Raw genomic sequence first — 19,287 nt, forward strand, 5'->3', positions numbered from 1 at the left:
ATGACGGGTGACATGGCGGGCAAGCCGGCGCTGGCGATCGAGGACCTTCCCCGGTTGCTCGCCGCCGTCGCGGAGATCGAACCCGACCGCGTCGCCCTCACCGACGGTGATACCCGTATCGGCTACGCGCGCCTGCGCGACGAGATCGCCACGCTCGACACCGCCATGGGCGGTGCGCTCGGTTTCGACGCGCTGTTCCCGGTCGTTCTGTCGAACATCGCGCCCGCTCTGCTGGGTGCTCCGGGTCTCGCGGGGGTGGTCGACGCCCTGCTGGCCGACGCCGTCGAGGTGCTCGGCGACGATGTGGCAGCACCGGCCACGGTCGATCCCGACACCCTCATGGCGCGTTTCGACGCCCAGGTGGCGCGGACCCCCGATGCGGTCGCTCTCGATTTCGACGGGCAGGCCCTGACCTACCGCGAATTCGACGCCCGCGCCAACCGTCTCGCACGTCACCTCATCGGTCTCGGTGTGGGCCCCGACGCACGTGTCGGTCTCGCCGTCCGTCGGTCGTTCGACCTGCTGGTCGGCATGTACGCGATCGTCAAGGCCGGTGGCGCCTACGTGCCGCTCGATCCCGACCACCCGGCCGACCGCCTCGCCTACGTCCTCGAGATCGCCGAGCCGGTCGCCGTCGTCACCACCGAGCGCGACGCCGTCGATCTCCCCGGTTCCGTCCCGGCGCTGACGATCGACACCCTCGACCTGTCCGAGGTATCCGACGAGCCGATCACTCCGGAGGAGCGCGGCGGCGCGCTCACGGCCGATCACCTCGCCTACGTCATCTTCACGTCGGGTTCGACGGGACGGCCCAAGGGCGTCGCCGTCGAGCACCGGGCGATCGTCGCGAACATCGACTGGCGTCAGTCCGAGTACGGGATGCGCGCCGACGACGTGGTGCTGCAGAAGACGCCGTTCACCTTCGACGTGTCGGTCTGGGAGTTCTTCTGGCCCCTGCAGGTGGGTGCCCGTCTCACGATCGCCGTGCCCGACGGGCACCGCGACCCTGCCTACCTCGCGCAGACGATGATCGAACGCGGCGTGACGATCGCGCACTTCGTGCCGTCGATGCTCGCCGTCTACCTCACCGAGTCCACCGCCGCGTCGGTGAGCACCCTCCGCTATGTCTTCGCGTCCGGTGAGGCGCTGCCGCCGCAGACCGTCGCCCGCTTCTACGAGATCTCCTCGGCGCGTCTGCACAACCTCTACGGGCCCACCGAGGCCGCGGTCGACGTCACCTACTTCGCGACCTCCGCCGACGACACCGTCGTGCCGATCGGTGCCGCCGTGGCCGACACCGGCCTCTACGTCCTCGACGAGGGTCTGCGCCCCGTCCCGGACGGTGTCGAGGGCGAGCTCTACCTCGCGGGCGTCCAGCTCGCGCGCGGCTATCTCCGTCGCCCCGATCTGACCTCCGATCGTTTCGTCGCCGACCCGTTCGGCGAGCCCGGCGACCGCATGTACCGCACCGGCGACCTCGTGAAGACGAACGAGGACGGGCAGATCGAGTACATCGGCCGTACGGACTTCCAGGTGAAGCTGCGCGGTCTGCGCATCGAACTCGGCGAGATCGAATCGGCGTTGCTCGACCACCCGGGCGTGCGGCAGTCGGTCGTCGTCGTGCACTCCGACCCCGCGCTCGGCGACCACCTCGTCGCCTACCTCGTCACCGACGGCCGCGACATCGAACGGTCCGAGCTCGCCGACGCCGTGCGCCGGCGCCTGCCCGACTACATGGTGCCGTCGCTGTTCGTCGAACTCGACGAGTTCCCGCTCGGCGGCAGCGGCAAGCTCGACCGGAAGGCCTTGCCCGCACCGGATTTCAGCTCCCTGCAGCGCGAATACCGCGCGCCGTCGACTGCTACCGAGCATGCCGTCGTCGCCGCTTTCGAGCAGGTCCTCGGCATCGAGCAGCTCGGTGTCGACGACGACTTCTTCGAACTCGGCGGCAACTCCCTGAGCGCGACGCGGGTCGTCGCGCGGCTCAGCGCCGATCACAAGGTCCGCATCGACGTCCGCGAGTTCTTCGACGCCCCGACGGCGGCCGAACTCGCCTCGCTCGTCGACGCCGCCATGGCCTCGGGTGGCGACGGACGCGCACCGCTGGTCCCGCAGGTGCGTCCGGAACTGGTGCCGTTGTCGCTCGCGCAGCAGCGGATGTGGTTCCTCAACCGCTTCGAACCGGAATCGGCGGTCAACAACATCCCCGTGGCGATCGGCCTGTCGGGGGCACTCGACGCGGCGGCCCTGCAGGCCGCGGTCACCGACGTGCTCGGCCGGCACGAGTCGTTGCGGACGATCTACCCGGACGTCGACGGTGTGGGCTACCAGCAGGTGCTGCCGGTGGACGAGGTGGTGCCCGACCTGACGCCGGTCCCGGTGGCCGAGTCCGATCTGATCGCCCGGGCCACCGAGATCGTCGGCACCGGCTTCGACGTGACGACGCAGGTCCCCTTCCGGGCCCGGCTGTTCGCCGTCACCGAGACCGGGACCGCGGCCGAGCACGTGCTGGTGCTGGTCGTGCACCACATCGCGTCCGACGGTTTCTCGATGGGTCCGCTGACCCGCGACGTCGTGACGGCCTACGCGGCCCGCGTCTCGGGTGACGCCCCGCAGTGGGAGCCGCTGCCGGTGCAGTACGCCGACTTCGCCATCTGGCAGCGGGAGGTGCTCGGTTCGGAGGACGATCCGGAGTCGATCATCTCCTCGCAGGTCGCGTTCTGGCGGGAGACCCTCGCGGGTCTGCCCGAGCAGCTCGACCTGCCGGCGGACCGTCCGCGACCGGCGGTCGCGAGCTACCGCGGTGCCTCGCACCGGTTCGTCCTGGACTCCGAACTCCGTTCCGCCGTCCGCGATCTCGCCCGGCGCACCTCCACCACCGAGTTCATGGTCGTGCACGCGGCACTGGCGGTGCTGCTGGCGCGTCTGTCGGGCACCGACGACATCGCGATCGGCACCCCGGTGGCCGGTCGTGGCGACGCGGCGCTCGACGATCTGGTGGGCATGTTCGTCAACACCCTCGTGCTGCGCACCCGGGTGGAGGGCGGCGAGTCGTTCGAGCAGGTGCTCGGCCGGGTGCGCGGCGCCGACCTCGAAGCGTTCGGGCACGCCGACCTGCCGTTCGAGCGGCTCGTCGAGATCATCGACCCCGAACGGTCGACGGCACGGCACCCGCTGTTCCAGGTGCTCCTCGCGTTCCAGAACCTCGATGCCGGCTCCCTCGAGCTGCCCGGCCTGACCGTCTCGGCGCTCGATGTCGACGTGGCACTGGCGAAGTTCGACCTGCAGGTCACCGTCTCGGACGACGCCACCGCCGAGGGTTATCTCGTCGAATTGACTTATGCCACCGATCTGTTCGACGCCCGGACGATGGAGTCCTTCGCCGAGCGCCTGGCCCGGATCCTCACCGCGGTCGTGACCGAACCCGCACTCCCGGTCGGTGATGTCGCGCTGCTCGACGATGCCGAGCGCACCGATGTGCTCGCCACGTGGAACGCCACCGAGCACGCACTCGGCGACGCCGGGACCCTCGTCGATCTGTTCGCCGAGCAGGTCCGGCGGTCGCCGGACGCGGTCGCGGTGGAGTTCGAGGGCGAGACGCTGACCTACGGCGAGTTCTCCGAGCGTGTGAACCGTCTTGCACGACACCTGATCTCGCTCGGTGTCGGTCCCGACGCGCGGGTGGGTCTGGCGATGCGCCGCTCGCTGGATCTGCTCGTCGGTATGTACGCGGTCGTTACGGCCGGTGGTGCCTACGTGCCGATCGATCCGGATCAGCCCGAGGATCGCAACGGGTACATCCTCGACATCGCCGCGCCCGTGGTGGTGCTGACCACCGAACGCGACGGATTCTCCGTGCCGGCCACGGCATCGGTGCCGTCGCTCGCGATCGACACCCTCGACCTGTCCGCGACACCGGCCGAGCCGGTCACCGACGCCGACCGCGTCGCGCCGTTGCGGCCGTCGAACACCGCGTACTCGATCTTCACCTCCGGTTCGACGGGACGCCCGAAGGGTGTGGCGGTCGCCCATGCCTCGGTCGTCAACCAGATCCGGTGGATCACCACCGAATACGGGATCGGCCCCGACGATGTGGTGCTGCAGAAGACCCCGTTCACCTTCGACGTGTCGGTGTGGGAACTCTTCGGCACCCTCGCCGTCGGTGCGCGCATGGTGATCGCGGTCCCGGACGGGCACCGCGACCCCGCCTATCTCGGCACCGTCATCCGCGAGCGCGCGGTGACGGCGACCTCCTTCGTCCCGTCGATGCTCGCGGTGTTCGCCGCGTCGGTGTCGCCCGACGACTGCGCGTCGCTGCGCACCGTGCTCGTCGCCGGTGAAGCCTTCCCGCTGTCGGTGGCCGAGCAGTTCTCCCGGAGCAGCGACGCCGAGCTCCACAACCTCTACGGCCCCACCGAGGCCACGGTGCACGCCACCGCCCGCCCGGTCGCAGGAACGACGGGTGGTTCCGTCGCGATGGGCGCTCCGGTGTGGAACACCCGCGCCTACGTGCTCGACTCGCGACTGTCGCCGGTTCCCGCCGGTGTCGTGGGAGAGTTGTATCTCGCGGGCGTGCAGGTGGCGCGCGGTTACGTCGGCCGCCCCGATCTGACCGCCGAGCGTTTCGTCGCCTCGCCCTTCGGCGAGGGTGAACGTCTGTACCGCACGGGCGACCTCGTGCGCTGGAGCAACGACCGCAGCGGAGATCTCGAGTACCTCGGCCGCACCGACTTCCAGGTCAAGCTCCGCGGTCTGCGTATCGAGCTCGGGGAGATCGAGACCGCGCTGCTCGACCACACCGGGGTGTCGCAGGCCGCCGCGCAGGTGCGCCGCGATCAGCTCGTCGCCTACGTGGTCCCGGCCCCGAACACGACCTTCGACCGCGACGCCGCGCAGGCCGCGCTGAGCGCGGTGCTCCCGGCCTACATGGTGCCGTCGCAGTTCGTGGTCCTCGACGAGATGCCGCTCGGCAGCTCGGGCAAGGTCGACCGGAAGGCGCTGCCCGACCCGGTCTTCGAGGCTCGCGGCTTCCGTGCACCCACGACCCCGGTCGAGGAGGTCGTCGCCGGCGTGTTCGCCGACGTCCTCGGTGTCGACCGTGTCGGGCTCGACGACGACTTCTTCGCCCTCGGCGGCAACTCGCTCATCGCGACGCAGGTCGTCGCGCGCCTCGGTTCCGAACTGGGAACCGTTGTGCCCGTTCGTGTCCTGTTCGAGGCGCCCGGCGTAGCCGCTCTCGCCGCCCGCGTCGAGCAGAGCGAGGCCCAGGGCCGCACGCCGCTCGTCGCACAGGAACGTCCCGAGCGGGTCCCACTGTCGCTCGCGCAGCAGCGGATGTGGTTCCTCAACCGCTTCGAACCGGAATCGGCCGTCAACAACATCCCCGGGGCGATCCGGTTGACCGGCGCCCTGGACGTCGAGGCGCTGCGCTCCGCGGTGGTCGACGTGCTCGGCCGGCACGAGTCGCTGCGGACGATCTACCCGGACGTCGACGGTGTGGGCTACCAGCAGGTGCTGCCGGTGTCCGAGGTCGAACCCGACCTCACGCCGGTCGACGTCACCGAGACGCAGCTGGTGCAGAGCATCACCGATCTCGTCTCGTCCGGCTTCGACGTCTCCACCCAGGCACCCTTCCGGACGCAACTGTTCGCGGTGTCGGCGACCGAACACGTGCTCGCGCTGGTCGTGCACCACATCGCCGCCGACGGCTTCTCGATGGGCCCGCTCACTCGCGACATCGTCTCGGCCTACGCGGCCCGCGCCGCCGGCGGCGAGCCGGGATGGGAGCCGCTGCCGGTCCAGTACGCCGACTTCGCGATCTGGCAGCGGGAGGTGCTCGGCTCGGAGGACGATCCGGAGTCGGTCATCTCCTCGCAGGTCGGTTTCTGGCGGGACACGCTTGAGGGTCTGCCCGAGCAGCTCGACCTGCCGGCCGACCGCCCGCGCCCCGCCGTCGCCACCAATCGTGGTGCCCTGCACGAGTTCACCATCGACGAGACGCTGCACGACCGCATCGTCACGCTCGCCCGCGAACGCAACGCGACCCCGTTCATGGTGGTGCACGCCGCGCTGGCGGTGCTGCTGGCGCGTCTGTCGGGCACCGACGACATCGCGATCGGTACTCCGGTGGCCGGTCGTGGCGACGCGGCGCTCGACGATCTGGTGGGCATGTTCGTCAACACCCTCGTGCTGCGCACCCGGGTCGAGGGCGGCGAGTCGTTCGAGCAGGTGCTCGGCCGGGTGCGCGGCGCCGACCTCGAGGCGTTCGGCCACGCCGACCTGCCGTTCGAACGACTCGTCGAGATCATCGACCCCGAGCGCTCCACCGCGCGTCACCCGCTGTTCCAGGTGATGTTGTCGTTCCAGAACCTCGAGACCGGCTCCCTCGAACTTCCGCGGCTGACCGTCGAGGCCGTCGACCTCGACATCGCGACCGCCAAGTTCGACCTCCAGTTCGTCGTCACCGAGACGCCGACCGCGACCGGTGCCGCCGAGTACTCGGTGGGCTTGGCCTACGCCACCGATCTGTTCGACACCCGCACGGTCGAGCGCGTCGCCGAGCGCTTCGTCCGTCTCCTCGATGCGGTCACCGGTGATCTCTCCGTCGCTATCGGTGATGTCGACCTGCTCGACGATGCCGAACGCGTGCAGGTCCTCGAGCAGTGGAACGACACCGGCCGCGCGCTCGACGACACCTCGACCCTCGTGGATCTGTTCGCCGAGCAGGTCCGGCGGTCGCCGGATGCGGTCGCGGTGGAGTTCGAGGGCGAGTCGCTGACCTACGGCGAGTTCTCGGAGCGCGTGAACCGTCTTGCGCGGCATCTGATCTCGCTCGGTGTCGGTCCCGACGCGCGGGTGGGTCTGGCGATGCGCCGCTCGCTGGATCTGCTCGTCGGTATGTACGCGGTCGTTACGGCCGGTGGTGCCTACGTGCCGATCGATCCGGATCAGCCCGAGGATCGCAACGGGTACATCCTCGACATCGCCGCGCCCGTGGTGGTGCTGAGCACCGAACGCGACGGATTCCGCGTACCGGGGGAGAGGTCCGTCCCGAGCCTGCTCGTCGACACCCTCGACCTGTCCGCGACGGCGTCCGGGCCGGTCACCGACGCCGAGCGGACGTCTCCGCTGCGGGCGTCGAACACCGCCTACGTCATCTTCACGTCCGGGTCCACCGGGCGCCCGAAGGGTGTGGCGGTGCCGCACGGCGCGATCGTCAACCGCCTGCGCTGGATGCAGCACGAATACCCGCTCACCGGCGCCGACGTGGTGCTGCAGAAGACCCCGTTCACCTTCGATGTGTCGGTGTGGGAGTTCTTCTGGCCCTTGCAGATCGGTGCCCGACTGGTGGTCGCCGTGCCGGACGGTCACCGCGATCCGCGGTACCTGGCCTCGGTGATCGAGCGGCGCGGCGTGACCGTCGTGCACTTCGTGCCGTCGATGCTGGCGGTGTTCGTCGCCGAAGCGTCGGCCGACGAACTCACTTCGCTCCGTCACGTCTTCGCCTCCGGTGAGGCGCTCCCGCCCGCACTGGCCGCACGCACGCGGGCACTGTTGTCCGATGCCGGCCTGCACAACCTCTACGGCCCCACCGAGGCAGCCGTGGACGTGACCTACCACGAGGCCACCGACGCCGACACGGTCTCCGTGCCGATCGGCGCCCCCGTGTGGAACACCCGCGTCTACGTCCTCGACGAGCGTCTCGCGCCCGTGCCCGTGGGGGTCGCGGGAGAGCTCTATCTCGCGGGAGCTCAGCTCGCCCGCGGGTACATGCAGCGCCCCGACCTCACGGCCGAACGCTTCGTCGCCTCGCCGTTCGGCGACGGTGAGCGGCTGTACCGCACCGGCGACCTCGTGCGCTGGACGGAGGGCGCCGGCGAGCTCGACTACATCGGCCGCACCGACTTCCAGGTCAAGCTCCGCGGTCTGCGCATCGAACTCGGCGAGATCGAGACCGCGCTGCTCGTCCTCGACGAGGTCGACCAGGCCGTCGTGCTCGTCCGTCAGGACCAGCTCGTCGCCTACGTCGTCCCGCAGGCCGGTGCGACCTTCGATCAGGTGGCGGCTGGTGCGGCACTGTCCGCGCAGTTACCGGCCTACATGGTGCCCGCCACCTACGTGCTCCTCGACGCCATGCCGCTCGGTGCGTCCGGCAAGCTCGACCGCAAGGCACTGCCCGACCCGGTCTTCGAGGTCAAGGAGTTCCGCGCTCCCACCACCTCCACCGAGCAGGTCGTGGCGTCGATCTACTCCGAGGTCCTCGGTGTCGACCGCGTCGGCCTCGACGACGACTTCTTCGCGCTGGGCGGCAACTCGCTCATCGCCACCCAGGTGGTCTCCCGCATCGGTGCCGCGCTGAACGCCACCGTTCCGCTGCGCTTGCTGTTCGAGGCCTCCACCGTGGAAGAGCTTGCAGCACGCCTCGAACGCGGGGTCTCCGGCGGTCCGCGCCGGCCCCTCGTCGCCACCGAACGACCTGACCGGGTGCCGTTGTCGCTCGCGCAGCAGCGCTACTGGTTCCTCAACCAGTTCGACACGGCGTCCTCCGCGGTCGACAACATCCCGATCGCCGTGCGGCTCGTCGGCACCCTCGATGTCGAGGCGCTCCGCGCGGCAGCACGCGACGTCATCGCGCGACACGAATCGCTCCGCACCATCTACCCGGACTCGCCGGAGGGCCCGCACCAGGTGGTGCTCCCGCTCGACGGTGCGCTGCCCGAACTCGTCGTGCGCGAGGTCGCGGAGGCCGAACTCGAACCCGAGATCGTCGCCTTCATGTCGACGACCTTCGACGTGACCTCCGAGGTGCCAGTCGCGGTGCGCATCTTCCGCGTCAGCGACGACGAGCACATCCTCGCGCTGGTCGTGCACCATGTGTCGGCCGACGGTGCGTCGGTCGGCCCGCTCACCCGCGACCTGATGACGGCCTATGCAGCGCGCTCCCACGGGGACGCCCCGGCATGGGAACCGCTGCCCGTGCAGTACGCCGACTACGCGCTGTGGCAGCGCGAGGTGCTCGGCAGCGAGGACGATCCGGAATCGCTGGCCGCCAAGCAGGTCGAGTACTGGAAGCAGGCCCTCGCCGGCCTGCCCGACCAACTCGACCTCCCGTCCGACCGCCCGCGTCCGCCGAGTCAGAGCTTCCGCGGCGAATCGTTGCAGCTCACGATCTCACCTGAACTGCACCGCGGCCTGCAGGAACTCGCGCGATCGAAGAACGCGACGCTGTTCATGGTCGTCAACGCGGCCTTCGCGACCTTGCTGGCACGGCTCTCGGGCACCCGCGACATCGCGATCGGCACCCCGATCGCCGGTCGTGGCGAGCGCGAGCTCGACGACCTGATCGGCATGTTCGTCAACACGCTGGTCTTCCGCAGCGACGTCGACCCGGCACAGTCCTTCGAACGACTCCTCGAAGGCACCCGCGAGACCGACCTCGGTGCCTTCGCGAACGCCGACGTGCCGTTCGAACGCCTGGTGGAAGTGCTGAACCCCGTGCGCTCGACCGCCCGCAACCCGCTCTTCCAGGTGGGTCTGTCGTTCCAGAACCTGGCGCGTACCCAGCTCGAACTGCCCGGTCTGACGGTGAGCTCCACCGATTTCGAGTTGCAGCTTGCGAAGACCGACCTGCAGCTCACGGTGTTCGACCACTACGACGACGACGGTGCACCTGACGTCATCGACGCCACCTTCACGTACGCGACCGATCTGTTCGACGAGTCGACGGTCGAGGGCTTCGCGCAGCGTTTCGTGCGGGTCGTCGAGGCGATCGTCGCCGACCCGACCACGGCCGTCGGCGACATCGACATGCTCGACGGATCCGAACGGGTCGAGATCCTCGAGTCGTGGAACGCCACCGACCGCGTGGTCGAGCAGGCGTCGACCCTGGTGGATCTGTTCGACGAGCAGGTCTCGCGGGTGCCGGATGCAACGGCATTGGTGTTCGAGGGTGAGTCGCTGACCTATGCCGAGTTCGATGCTCGGGTGAATCGCCTTGCACGCAAACTGGTCTCGCTGGGTGTGGGTCCGGAGTCGACGGTGGCGTTGGCGATGCGTCGCTCGGTCGAGTTGCTGGTCGGTATGTATGCGGTGGTCAAGGCCGGTGGCGTGTATGTGCCGGTGGATCCGGATCAGCCGGACGATCGCAATGCGTACATTCTCGACACGGCTGCTCCGGTGGTGATCCTGTCCACCGAACGCGACGAGTTCACGGCACCGGGGGAGAAGTCTGTCCCCATCCTGCTGCTCGACAGCCTGGATCTGTCCGAGCTGTCCGCGGCGCCGGTGACCGACACCGAGCGGATTGCGCCGTTGCGTGCGACGAACACGGCGTATGTGATCTTCACGTCGGGTTCGACGGGCCGGCCGAAGGGTGTGGCGGTGCCGCATGCGGCGATCGTCAACCAGTTGCTGTGGAAGCGTGAGCATTTCGAGCTCGGTACCGATGATGCGGTGCTGTTGAAGACGGTGGCGACCTTCGACCTGTCGGTGTGGGAGTTCTGGTCCGCTCTGGTCTCCGGTGGCCGTGTGGTCATCGCGTCGGCCGACGGTCATCGCGATCCGGCCTATCTGAACCGGTTGCTGACGGAGCAGTCGGTCACGACCCTGCACGTGGTGCCGTCGATGCTCGAGGCTCTGATGGTCGACGCGGGCGGCACCCTCACGCCGTCCCTGCGGCAGGTACTGGCCATCGGTGAGGCCCTCCCGCCGGCCACCGCGAAGCGGTTCGTCGAGCACAACGCCGCCCGGTTGGTGAACCTGTACGGCCCGACCGAGGCCGCGGTGTCCGTCACCGCCGGTGACGTCACCGATACCTCGGGGGCGTCGGTGCCGATCGGTGTGCCCGAGTGGAACACCCGTGTCTACGTGCTCGACGAGCGTCTGCATCCGGTGCCGGCCGGTGTCGCCGGTGAGCTCTACCTCGCCGGTGCGCAGCTCGCACGCGGCTACTTTGATCGACCCGATCTGAGCGCGGAGCGGTTCGTCGCCTCACCGTTCGGTGACGGAGAACGCTTGTACCGCACGGGCGATCTGGTGCGGTGGACCCGCGATGGGCAGCTGGACTACCTGTCGCGCACCGACTTCCAGGTGAAGGTGCGTGGTTTCCGCATCGAGCTCGGCGAGATCGAATCCGCCCTGCGTGCGATGGATGCGCTGCGTGACGTCGCGGTCATCGCCCGGGAGGACGAGCGGGTCGGCACCCAGCTGGTCGCGTACGTCGTTCCCGCCGAGAACAACACCCTCGACGCGGCGACGGTCAGGAGCGACCTGGCGACGCAGGTGCCGTCGTACATGGTGCCCTCGGCGTTCGTGACGCTCGACGCGCTGCCGCTGAACGTCAACGGCAAGCTCGACCGCAGGGCCCTGCCCGAGCCGGTCTTCGAGACCCGCGAGTTCCGGACCCCCGTCACACCGGCCGAGCAGGCCGTCGCCGCGGTCTTCGCCGAGGTGCTCGGCGTCGAACGGGTCGGCCTCGACGACGACTTCTTCGAACTCGGCGGCAACTCGCTGCTCGCCACCCAGGTGGCCTCCCGCCTCGGAGCCGCGCTCGGTGCGAAGGTTCCGGTGCGCGCCCTCTTCGAGAACACCACCGTCGAATCGCTCGCCGGTGCGGTCGAGTCGCAGCGCGGCGACGACCGCCGGCCTCTCGAAGCCGTCGAGCGGCCCGAGCGCGTGCCTCTGTCGCTCGCGCAGCAGCGCATGTGGTTCCTCAACCGCTTCGACACCGAATCGTCGGCCTACAACGTGCCGATCGCGATCCGGCTCACCGGCGATCTCGATGTCGACGCGCTGCAGGCCGCCGTCGGCGACCTCGTGGCCCGTCACGAATCGCTGCGCACCTTCTATCCGGAGACCGGGGACGGTCCCGTCCAGGTCATCGTTCCGGCCGCGCAGGCGGTTCCCGACCTCACCCCGGTGGACGTGCCGGAGGCGGACATCGTCGCCGCCGTCCAGGAACTCGCGGCGACGATCTTCGACGTCACCACGGCTGTGCCGCTGAGCGCGCGACTGTTCCGGGTCCGCGAATCCGACTACGTCCTCGCCTTCGTGGTCCACCACATCTCCGCCGACGGCTCGTCGATGGGTCCGCTCACGCGCGACCTCATGACGGCCTACGTCGCGCGATCGCAGGGCGACACCCCCGCGTGGGAGCCGCTCTCGGTGCAGTACGCCGACTTCGCCATCTGGCAGCGCGAGGTGCTCGGCGACGAGGACGATCCCGAATCGCTCGCCGCCAAGCAGGTCGAGTACTGGAAGCACGCTCTCGCCGGCCTGCCCGACCAGCTCGATCTCCCGAGCGACCGGCCGCGTCCCGCGGTCCAGTCGTTCCGGGGCGGCCGCGTCGACTTCACGGTCGAGGCCGAACTCCACCGGCGCCTCGCCGACCTCGGCCGGCGCACGAACACCACGATGTTCATGGTGCTGCACACCGCACTCGCGGTGTTCCTCGCACGCATGTCCTCGAGCGACGACATCGCGATCGGCACGCCGATGGCCGGTCGTGGCGAGCGCGAGCTCGACGACCTGATCGGCATGTTCGTCAACACGCTGGTGTTCCGGACCCACGTCGATTCGGACGCGTCGTTCACCGAACTGCTGGGACGTACCCGTGAGGCCGACCTCGGCGCGTTCGCGAACGCCGACGTGCCGTTCGAGCGGCTCGTCGAGGTGCTCAACCCCGCGCGGTCCACGGCACGGCACCCGCTGTTCCAGGTGGGTCTGTCGTTCCAGAACCTCGCGCAGGCCGCACTCGAACTCCCCGGTCTCACCATCTCCGGTCTCGACACCGACATGGAGATCTCGCAGTTCGACCTGCACCTGATCGTCACCGATCGCTACAGCGAGGACGGCACGCCCACGGGCATCACCGGCTACTTCACCTACGCGACCGATCTGTTCGACGAATCGACGGTCGCGGAGTTCGCCGCCCGGTTCATCCGCGTGCTCGACGCCGTGGTCGACGACCCGGCCCTGCCGGTCGGCGATCTGCCCCTCCTCGACACCGTCGAAACCGCGCGAGTGCTCGAGGCATGGAACGACACCGTGCACCCCACCGCCTCGGCGACCCTGGTGGATCTGTTCGACGAGCAGGTCTCGCGGGTGCCGGATGCGACGGCGTTGGTGTTCGAGGGCGAGTCGCTGACCTATGCCGAGTTCGATGCTCGGGTGAATCGCCTTGCACGCAAACTGGTCTCGTTGGGCGTGGGTCCGGAGTCGACGGTGGCGCTGGCGATGCGCCGCTCGGTCGAATTGCTGGTCGGCATGTACGCGGTCGTCAAGGCCGGTGGCGTCTACGTGCCGGTCGATCCGGATCAGCCGGACGAGCGCAACGCCTACATCCTCGACACCGCTGCTCCCGTGGTGATCCTGTCGACCGAACACGACGAATTCACGGCGCCGGGGGAGAAGTCTGTCTCCACCCTGTTCCTCGACAGCCTGGATCTGTCCGAGCTGTCCGCGGCGCCGGTGACCGACACCGAGCGGATTGCGCCGTTGCGTGCGTCGAACACGGCGTATGTGATCTTCACGTCGGGTTCGACGGGGTTCGGTTCGACGGGCCGGCCGAAGGGTGTGGCGGTGCCGCATGCGGCGATCGTCAACCAGTTGCTGTGGAAGCGTGAGCATTTCGAGCTCGGTACCGATGATGCGGTGTTGTTGAAGACGGTGGCGACCTTCGACCTGTCGGTGTGGGAGTTCTGGTCGGCTCTGGTGTCCGGTGGGCGTGTGGTCATCGCGTCGGCCGACGGTCATCGCGATCCGGCCTATCTGAACCGGTTGCTGACGGAGCAGTCGGTCACGACCCTGCACGTGGTGCCGTCGATGCTCGAAGCATTGATGGTCGACGCCGACGGAGTGCTGGCCCCCTCGCTGCGCCACATCCTCGCCATCGGCGAAGCGCTGCCGCCGGCGACCGCCCAGCGGTTCCTGACCCACAACCGGGCGCGGCTCGTGAACCTGTACGGCCCGACCGAGGCCGCGGTGTCCGTCACCGCCGGTGATGTCACCGATACCTCGGGGGCGTCGGTGCCGATCGGTGTGCCCGAGTGGAACACCCGTGTCTACGTGCTCGACGAGCGTTTGCATCCGGTGCCGGCCGGTGTCGCCGGTGAGCTCTACCTCGCGGGCACACAGTTGGCGCGCGGTTACTTCGGGCGCCCGGATCTGAGCGCGGAGCGGTTCGTCGCCTCGCCGTTCGGTGACGGAGCACGCTTGTACCGCACGGGTGACCTGGTGCGGTGGACCCGCGAGGGGCAGTTGGATTACCTGTCGCGCACCGACTTCCAGGTGAAGGTGCGTGGTTTCCGCATCGAGCTCGGCGAGATCGAATCTGCCCTGCGTGCGATGGATGCGCTGCGTGACGTCGCGGTCATCGCCCGGGAGGACGAGCGGGTCGGCACCCAATTGGTCGCCTACGTCGTGCCCGCGGACGGTGCGCAGGCGGACATCGAGTCGATCAGGTCCGCGCTCGGCACCCGGGTGCCGTCGTACATGGTGCCCTCGGCGTTCGTGATGCTCGACGCGCTGCCGCTGAACGTCAACGGCAAGCTCGACCGCAGGGCCCTGCCCGAACCGGTCTTCGAGACCCGCGAATTCCGCGCTCCGAGCACCCCGGTCGAGGAGATCGTCGCCGGCGTGTTCGCCGACGTCCTCGGCCTCACCCGAGTGGGTGTGGACGACGACTTCTTCGAACTCGGCGGCAACTCGCTGCTCGCCACCCAGGTCGTCTCGCGGATCGGCGCGGCACTCGACACCCGCGTCCCCGTGCGCGTGCTGTTCGAGGCCCCCAGTGTCGCGGCGCTCGCCGTCGCGGCCGAGCAGCACACCGGTGCGGCGGCACGTCCGCCGCTGGTGCCGCAGCCGCGGCCCGAGCGTGTGCCGCTGTCGCTCGCGCAACAGCGCATGTGGTTCCTCAACCGCTTCGACACCGAGTCGTCGGTCAACAACATCCCGGTCGCGGTCCGCCTGACCGGGGCACTCGACCTCGGTGCGCTGCAGGTAGCGGTCCAGGATCTGCTCGCCCGGCACGAGGTGCTCCGCACCATCTATCCCGAGATCGACGGGCAGCCCTACCAGCTGATCCTCCCGGTCGCGGAGGCCGCACCCGACATCGACGTCGAATCGGCCACCGAGGACGACCTGCTGCAGAAGGTGACGGCGGTCGTCTCCCGCGGGTTCGACGTCACCACCGAGATCCCGCTGCGCGCACGACTGTTCGAGCTCTCCGAGCGCGATCACGTGCTCGTCTTCGTCGTCCACCACATCAGCGCCGACGGCTGGTCCATCTCGCCGCTGACCCGCGACGTCATGACGGCCTACATGTCCCGCGCCGAGGGCGAGGCTCCCGGCTGGGCACCGCTGCCCGTGCAGTACGCCGACTTCGCGATCTGGCAGCGCGACGTGCTCGGCGACGAGGACGATGCCGCGAGTCTGCTCGCGGCGCAGGCCGACTTCTGGAAGCACACCCTCGCCGGACTCCCGGACGAGCTGAACCTGCCGATGGACCGGCCGCGTCCCGCGGTGCAGTCCTTCGCCGGCGGCAAGGTCGACTTCCTCCTCGACGCCGACACGCACCGCGGTCTCGCGGCGCTCGCGCGGCGGACCGGCACGACGATGTTCATGGTCGTGCACACCGCGCTCGCGGTGTTCCTCGCGCGGATGGCCGACACCGACGACGTCGCGATCGGCACCCCCATCGCGGGTCGCGGTGAGGCCGAGGTCGACGACCTGATCGGCATGTTCGTCAACACGCTCGTGCTGCGCAGCCGGGTGGACACGGGTGAGGGCTTCTCCGACCTGCTCGCACGGGTGCGCGAGGCCGACCTCGAGGCGTTCGCCCATGCCGACATTCCGTTCGAGCGGCTCGTGGAGATCCTCAACCCCGAGCGGTCGACGGCACGCCACCCGCTGTTCCAGGTGGTCCTGTCGTTCGAGAACCTGCCCGAGACCGCCCTGGAACTGCCCGAGCTCACCGTCTCCGGCGTCCCGTTCGAGGTCGACACCGCGAAGTTCGACCTGGGCCTGACCCTGCGCGAACACATCGACGGATCCGGCGCGCCCGCCGGCCTGTCCGCCGAGTTCTCGTATGCCAGTGCGCTCTTCGACGAGAGCACGGTCCAGCGTTTCGCCGAACGGTTCACGCGACTGGTCGGCGGCATCCTCACGGACGACCGCGCACCGGTCGGCGACCTGCCGCTGCTCGCCGACGACGAGTTCGCGCAGCTCACGGCGATGCGCGGACACGACGTCATCACCGAACCGAGCACCCTCGCCGAGTTCCTCACGCGCGGCGTCGCGATGGATCCCGACGCCGTCGCGGTGCGGTACGAAGGACGGTCGATCACCTACCGCGAACTCGACGAGACCTCGTCGAAGCTCGCGCGGGTGCTGATCGATCGCGGCATCGGCCCGGAGAACTTCGTGGCCGTGTCGTTCCCGCGCTCGTACGACATGACGGTCACCGTCATGGCCGTGGCCAAGTCCGGTGCGGCGCACGTCCCCGTCGACCCGACCTATCCGGCCGACCGCGTGCGCTACATGCTCGACGACTCCGGGGCCACCCTGGGCATCACGTCGTCCGAGTTCGTCGGCGGACTGCCCGACGACGCGGAATGGCTGCTGCTCGACGACCCGGCGTTCGCCGCGGACGTCGAATCCCGCTCCGCCGCACCGATCACCGACGCCGACCGGGTACGCCCGATCCGGGTCCACCACCCCGCCTACCTGATCTACACCTCGGGGTCGACCGGCAAGCCCAAGGGCGTCGTCGTCACGCACACGGGTCTGGCGGGCCTGAAGGACATGGTCACCGATCTGTACGGGGTGACCTCCGAATCGCGGTTCCTGCAGATCTGCTCGCCGAGCTTCGACCCGTCGGTGCTCGAGTGGATGGCGGCCTTCGCATTCGGCGCGACGCTCGTGATCGTGCCCGCCAGGATCATCGGCGGTCCGGATCTCGCCGAGCTGCTGAAGACCGAGCGCGTGACGCACACGATCATCACGCCGGCGGTGCTCGGCACGATGGACTCCACGGGCATCGACAGCTTCGAAGTGCTCTCCGTCGGTGGCGACGTGACGACGCCGGAACTGCTGGCCGAATGGTCGCAGCGCACCACCTACGTCAACGCGTACGGCCCGACCGAGGCGACCATCGTGTCGACCTTCGGCGAGATGGAACCCGGACGTCCGATCACCATCGGCGAACCCATCGTGGGCATGACGGCCCTCGTGCTCGACTCGCGTCTGCGTCCCGTGGCCGCCGGTATGGCGGGTGAGCTCTACGTGGCCGGCCGGGCACTCGCCCGCGGATACCACCGCCGCAACGCGCTGACCGCCGAGCGGTTCGTCCCCAACCCCTACGGCGAACCCGGCGACCGCATGTACCGCACCGGCGACGTCGTCCGGTGGCGGCCCGTCGAGGACCGGCTCGAGATCGAGTTCGTCGGCCGCAGCGACTTCCAGGTCAAGGTGCGCGGTTTCCGCATCGAACTCGGGGAGATCGACGCCGTCCTCAGTGCACACGAGTCGGTGAACTGGGCGACGACGGTGGGGCGGTCCACCCCATCCGGCGCGACCGTCCTCGTGTCCTACGTGCTGCCCGTCCGCGGCCGCACGATCGACACCGCACAGGTGACGGAGTTCGTGGCGCGCTCGCTGCCGCCGCACATGGTGCCGTCGGCGATCGTGGTGCTCGACGAGGTGCCGCTGACGCCGGTGGGCAAGCTCGATCGTGATGCTCTGCCGGAGCCGGTGATCGAGGAGCGCGAGTACCGGGCTGCGGAGAGCGAGGTCGAGCAGATCATTGCGGAGGTGTTCGCGGAGGTTCTGCATCTGGACAAGGTGAGTGTCGACGAGTCGTTCTTCGCGCTCGGTGGCGACAGCATCGTGTCGATCCAGTTGGTGTCGCGGGCGAAGGCGCGGGGCGTGGTCTTCACGCCGCGCGACGTCTTCGAGCGTCGTTCGGTGGCGGGCCTCGCCGAGGTCGCCACCCGCGCCGACGAGACGCAGGCGAAGCGACTCGAGGAACTCCCCGGCGGCGGTGTCGGCGACGTGCCGCTCACCCCGATCATGCGCGAGGTCCTCGGCTGGCCCGGCGGCTTCGACCGCTTCTCGCAGACCGTCGCCGTAACCCTCCCGGCCGACATCGACCGGGACGTGCTGACCCGCACCATCGGTGCGGTCGTCGACCATCACGACGCGCTGCGCTCGATCCTCGAACGCGATGCCGACGGAGAGGTGACCCTGCGGGTCCGCTCCGCGAGCACCGTGGACCCGGACGCCCTGCTGTCGCGGGTCGAGGTCGCGGCCGACGTCGACGACGCCGAGCTCACCGAGATCGCCTCCCGCGAACTCGATTCGGCGCTCGGAGCACTCGACCCGTTCGCCGGTTCGGTGCTGCGATTCGTGTGGTTCGACTTCGGCTCGGCCGAACGTCGCGGCGTGCTCCTCGTCGTCGCCCACCACCTGGTGATGGACGGCGTGTCGTGGCGCATCCTGCTGCCGGATCTCGGTCTGGCCTGGGGGCAGATCGTCTCCGGTGAGCAGCCGCGGCTCGAGGCCGTCGGGACGTCGTTGCGCCGCTGGGCCCACGGCCTCGTGGATGCCGCGGCACAGCGCCGGTCGGAACTGCCGCTGTGGGAACGGATCCTCGAGGGACCGGACCCGCTGCTCGGCGAGCGTCCCTTCGACCCCGCCGTCGACGTCACCTCCACCGTCGAACGCATCGAGATGAATCTCGACGCCGCGCAGACCGATGCACTGCTCACCACGGTGCCGGCCCTGTTCCGCGGCGGTGTCGCCGACGGTCTGGTGGCCGCGCTCGGACTGGCACTCGTGAGCTGGCGCCGCGACCGCGGCATCGAATCCTCCTCCGCCCTCGTGAAGTTCGAGGGTCACGGCCGTGAGGAATCCGTGGTGCCGGGCGCCGACCTGTCCCGGACGGTCGGCTGGTTCACCAGCGCCTACCCGGTGCGGGTCGACCTCGCCAGTGTGGACGTCGACGACGCCTTCGCCGGTGGAGCCGCGATGGGTGCGGCGGTCAAGGCCGTCAAGGAACAGCTGCTGGCCATTCCGGACAAGGGCATGGGCTTCGGTCTGCTGCGCTACCTCGATCCGGAATCGTCGGCACGACTCGCCGCCGTCGCACGCTCACCGCAGATCAGCTTCAACTACCTCGGTCGCGTGTCCTCCGCGGACGTGCCGGAGGAACTCGCCGAGATCGGCTGGGCCCCGACCGACGCGCTGGGACGCGTCGACGCCGCTCTCGACGCCGACATGCCCGCGAGCGCG

At 69.4% G+C, this 19,287-nt stretch carries 1 protein-coding gene (running past one end of the window); it reads left to right on the forward strand.

All coding sequences use genetic code 11. From position 1 onward, the window contains the following. Nucleotides 1-19,287, forward strand: the 5' portion of a protein-coding gene (locus M3330_RS18065) for a non-ribosomal peptide synthase/polyketide synthase (RefSeq protein WP_255025825.1). The gene runs 10,305 nt beyond the window's last position; only the first 19,287 of its 29,592 coding nucleotides appear in the window; the start codon lies at nucleotides 1-3; its stop codon lies off the right edge, out of view.

It is taken from the genome of Rhodococcus sp. GA1 (assembly GCF_024321955.1).
Classification (GTDB): domain Bacteria; phylum Actinomycetota; class Actinomycetes; order Mycobacteriales; family Mycobacteriaceae; genus Rhodococcus; species Rhodococcus pyridinivorans.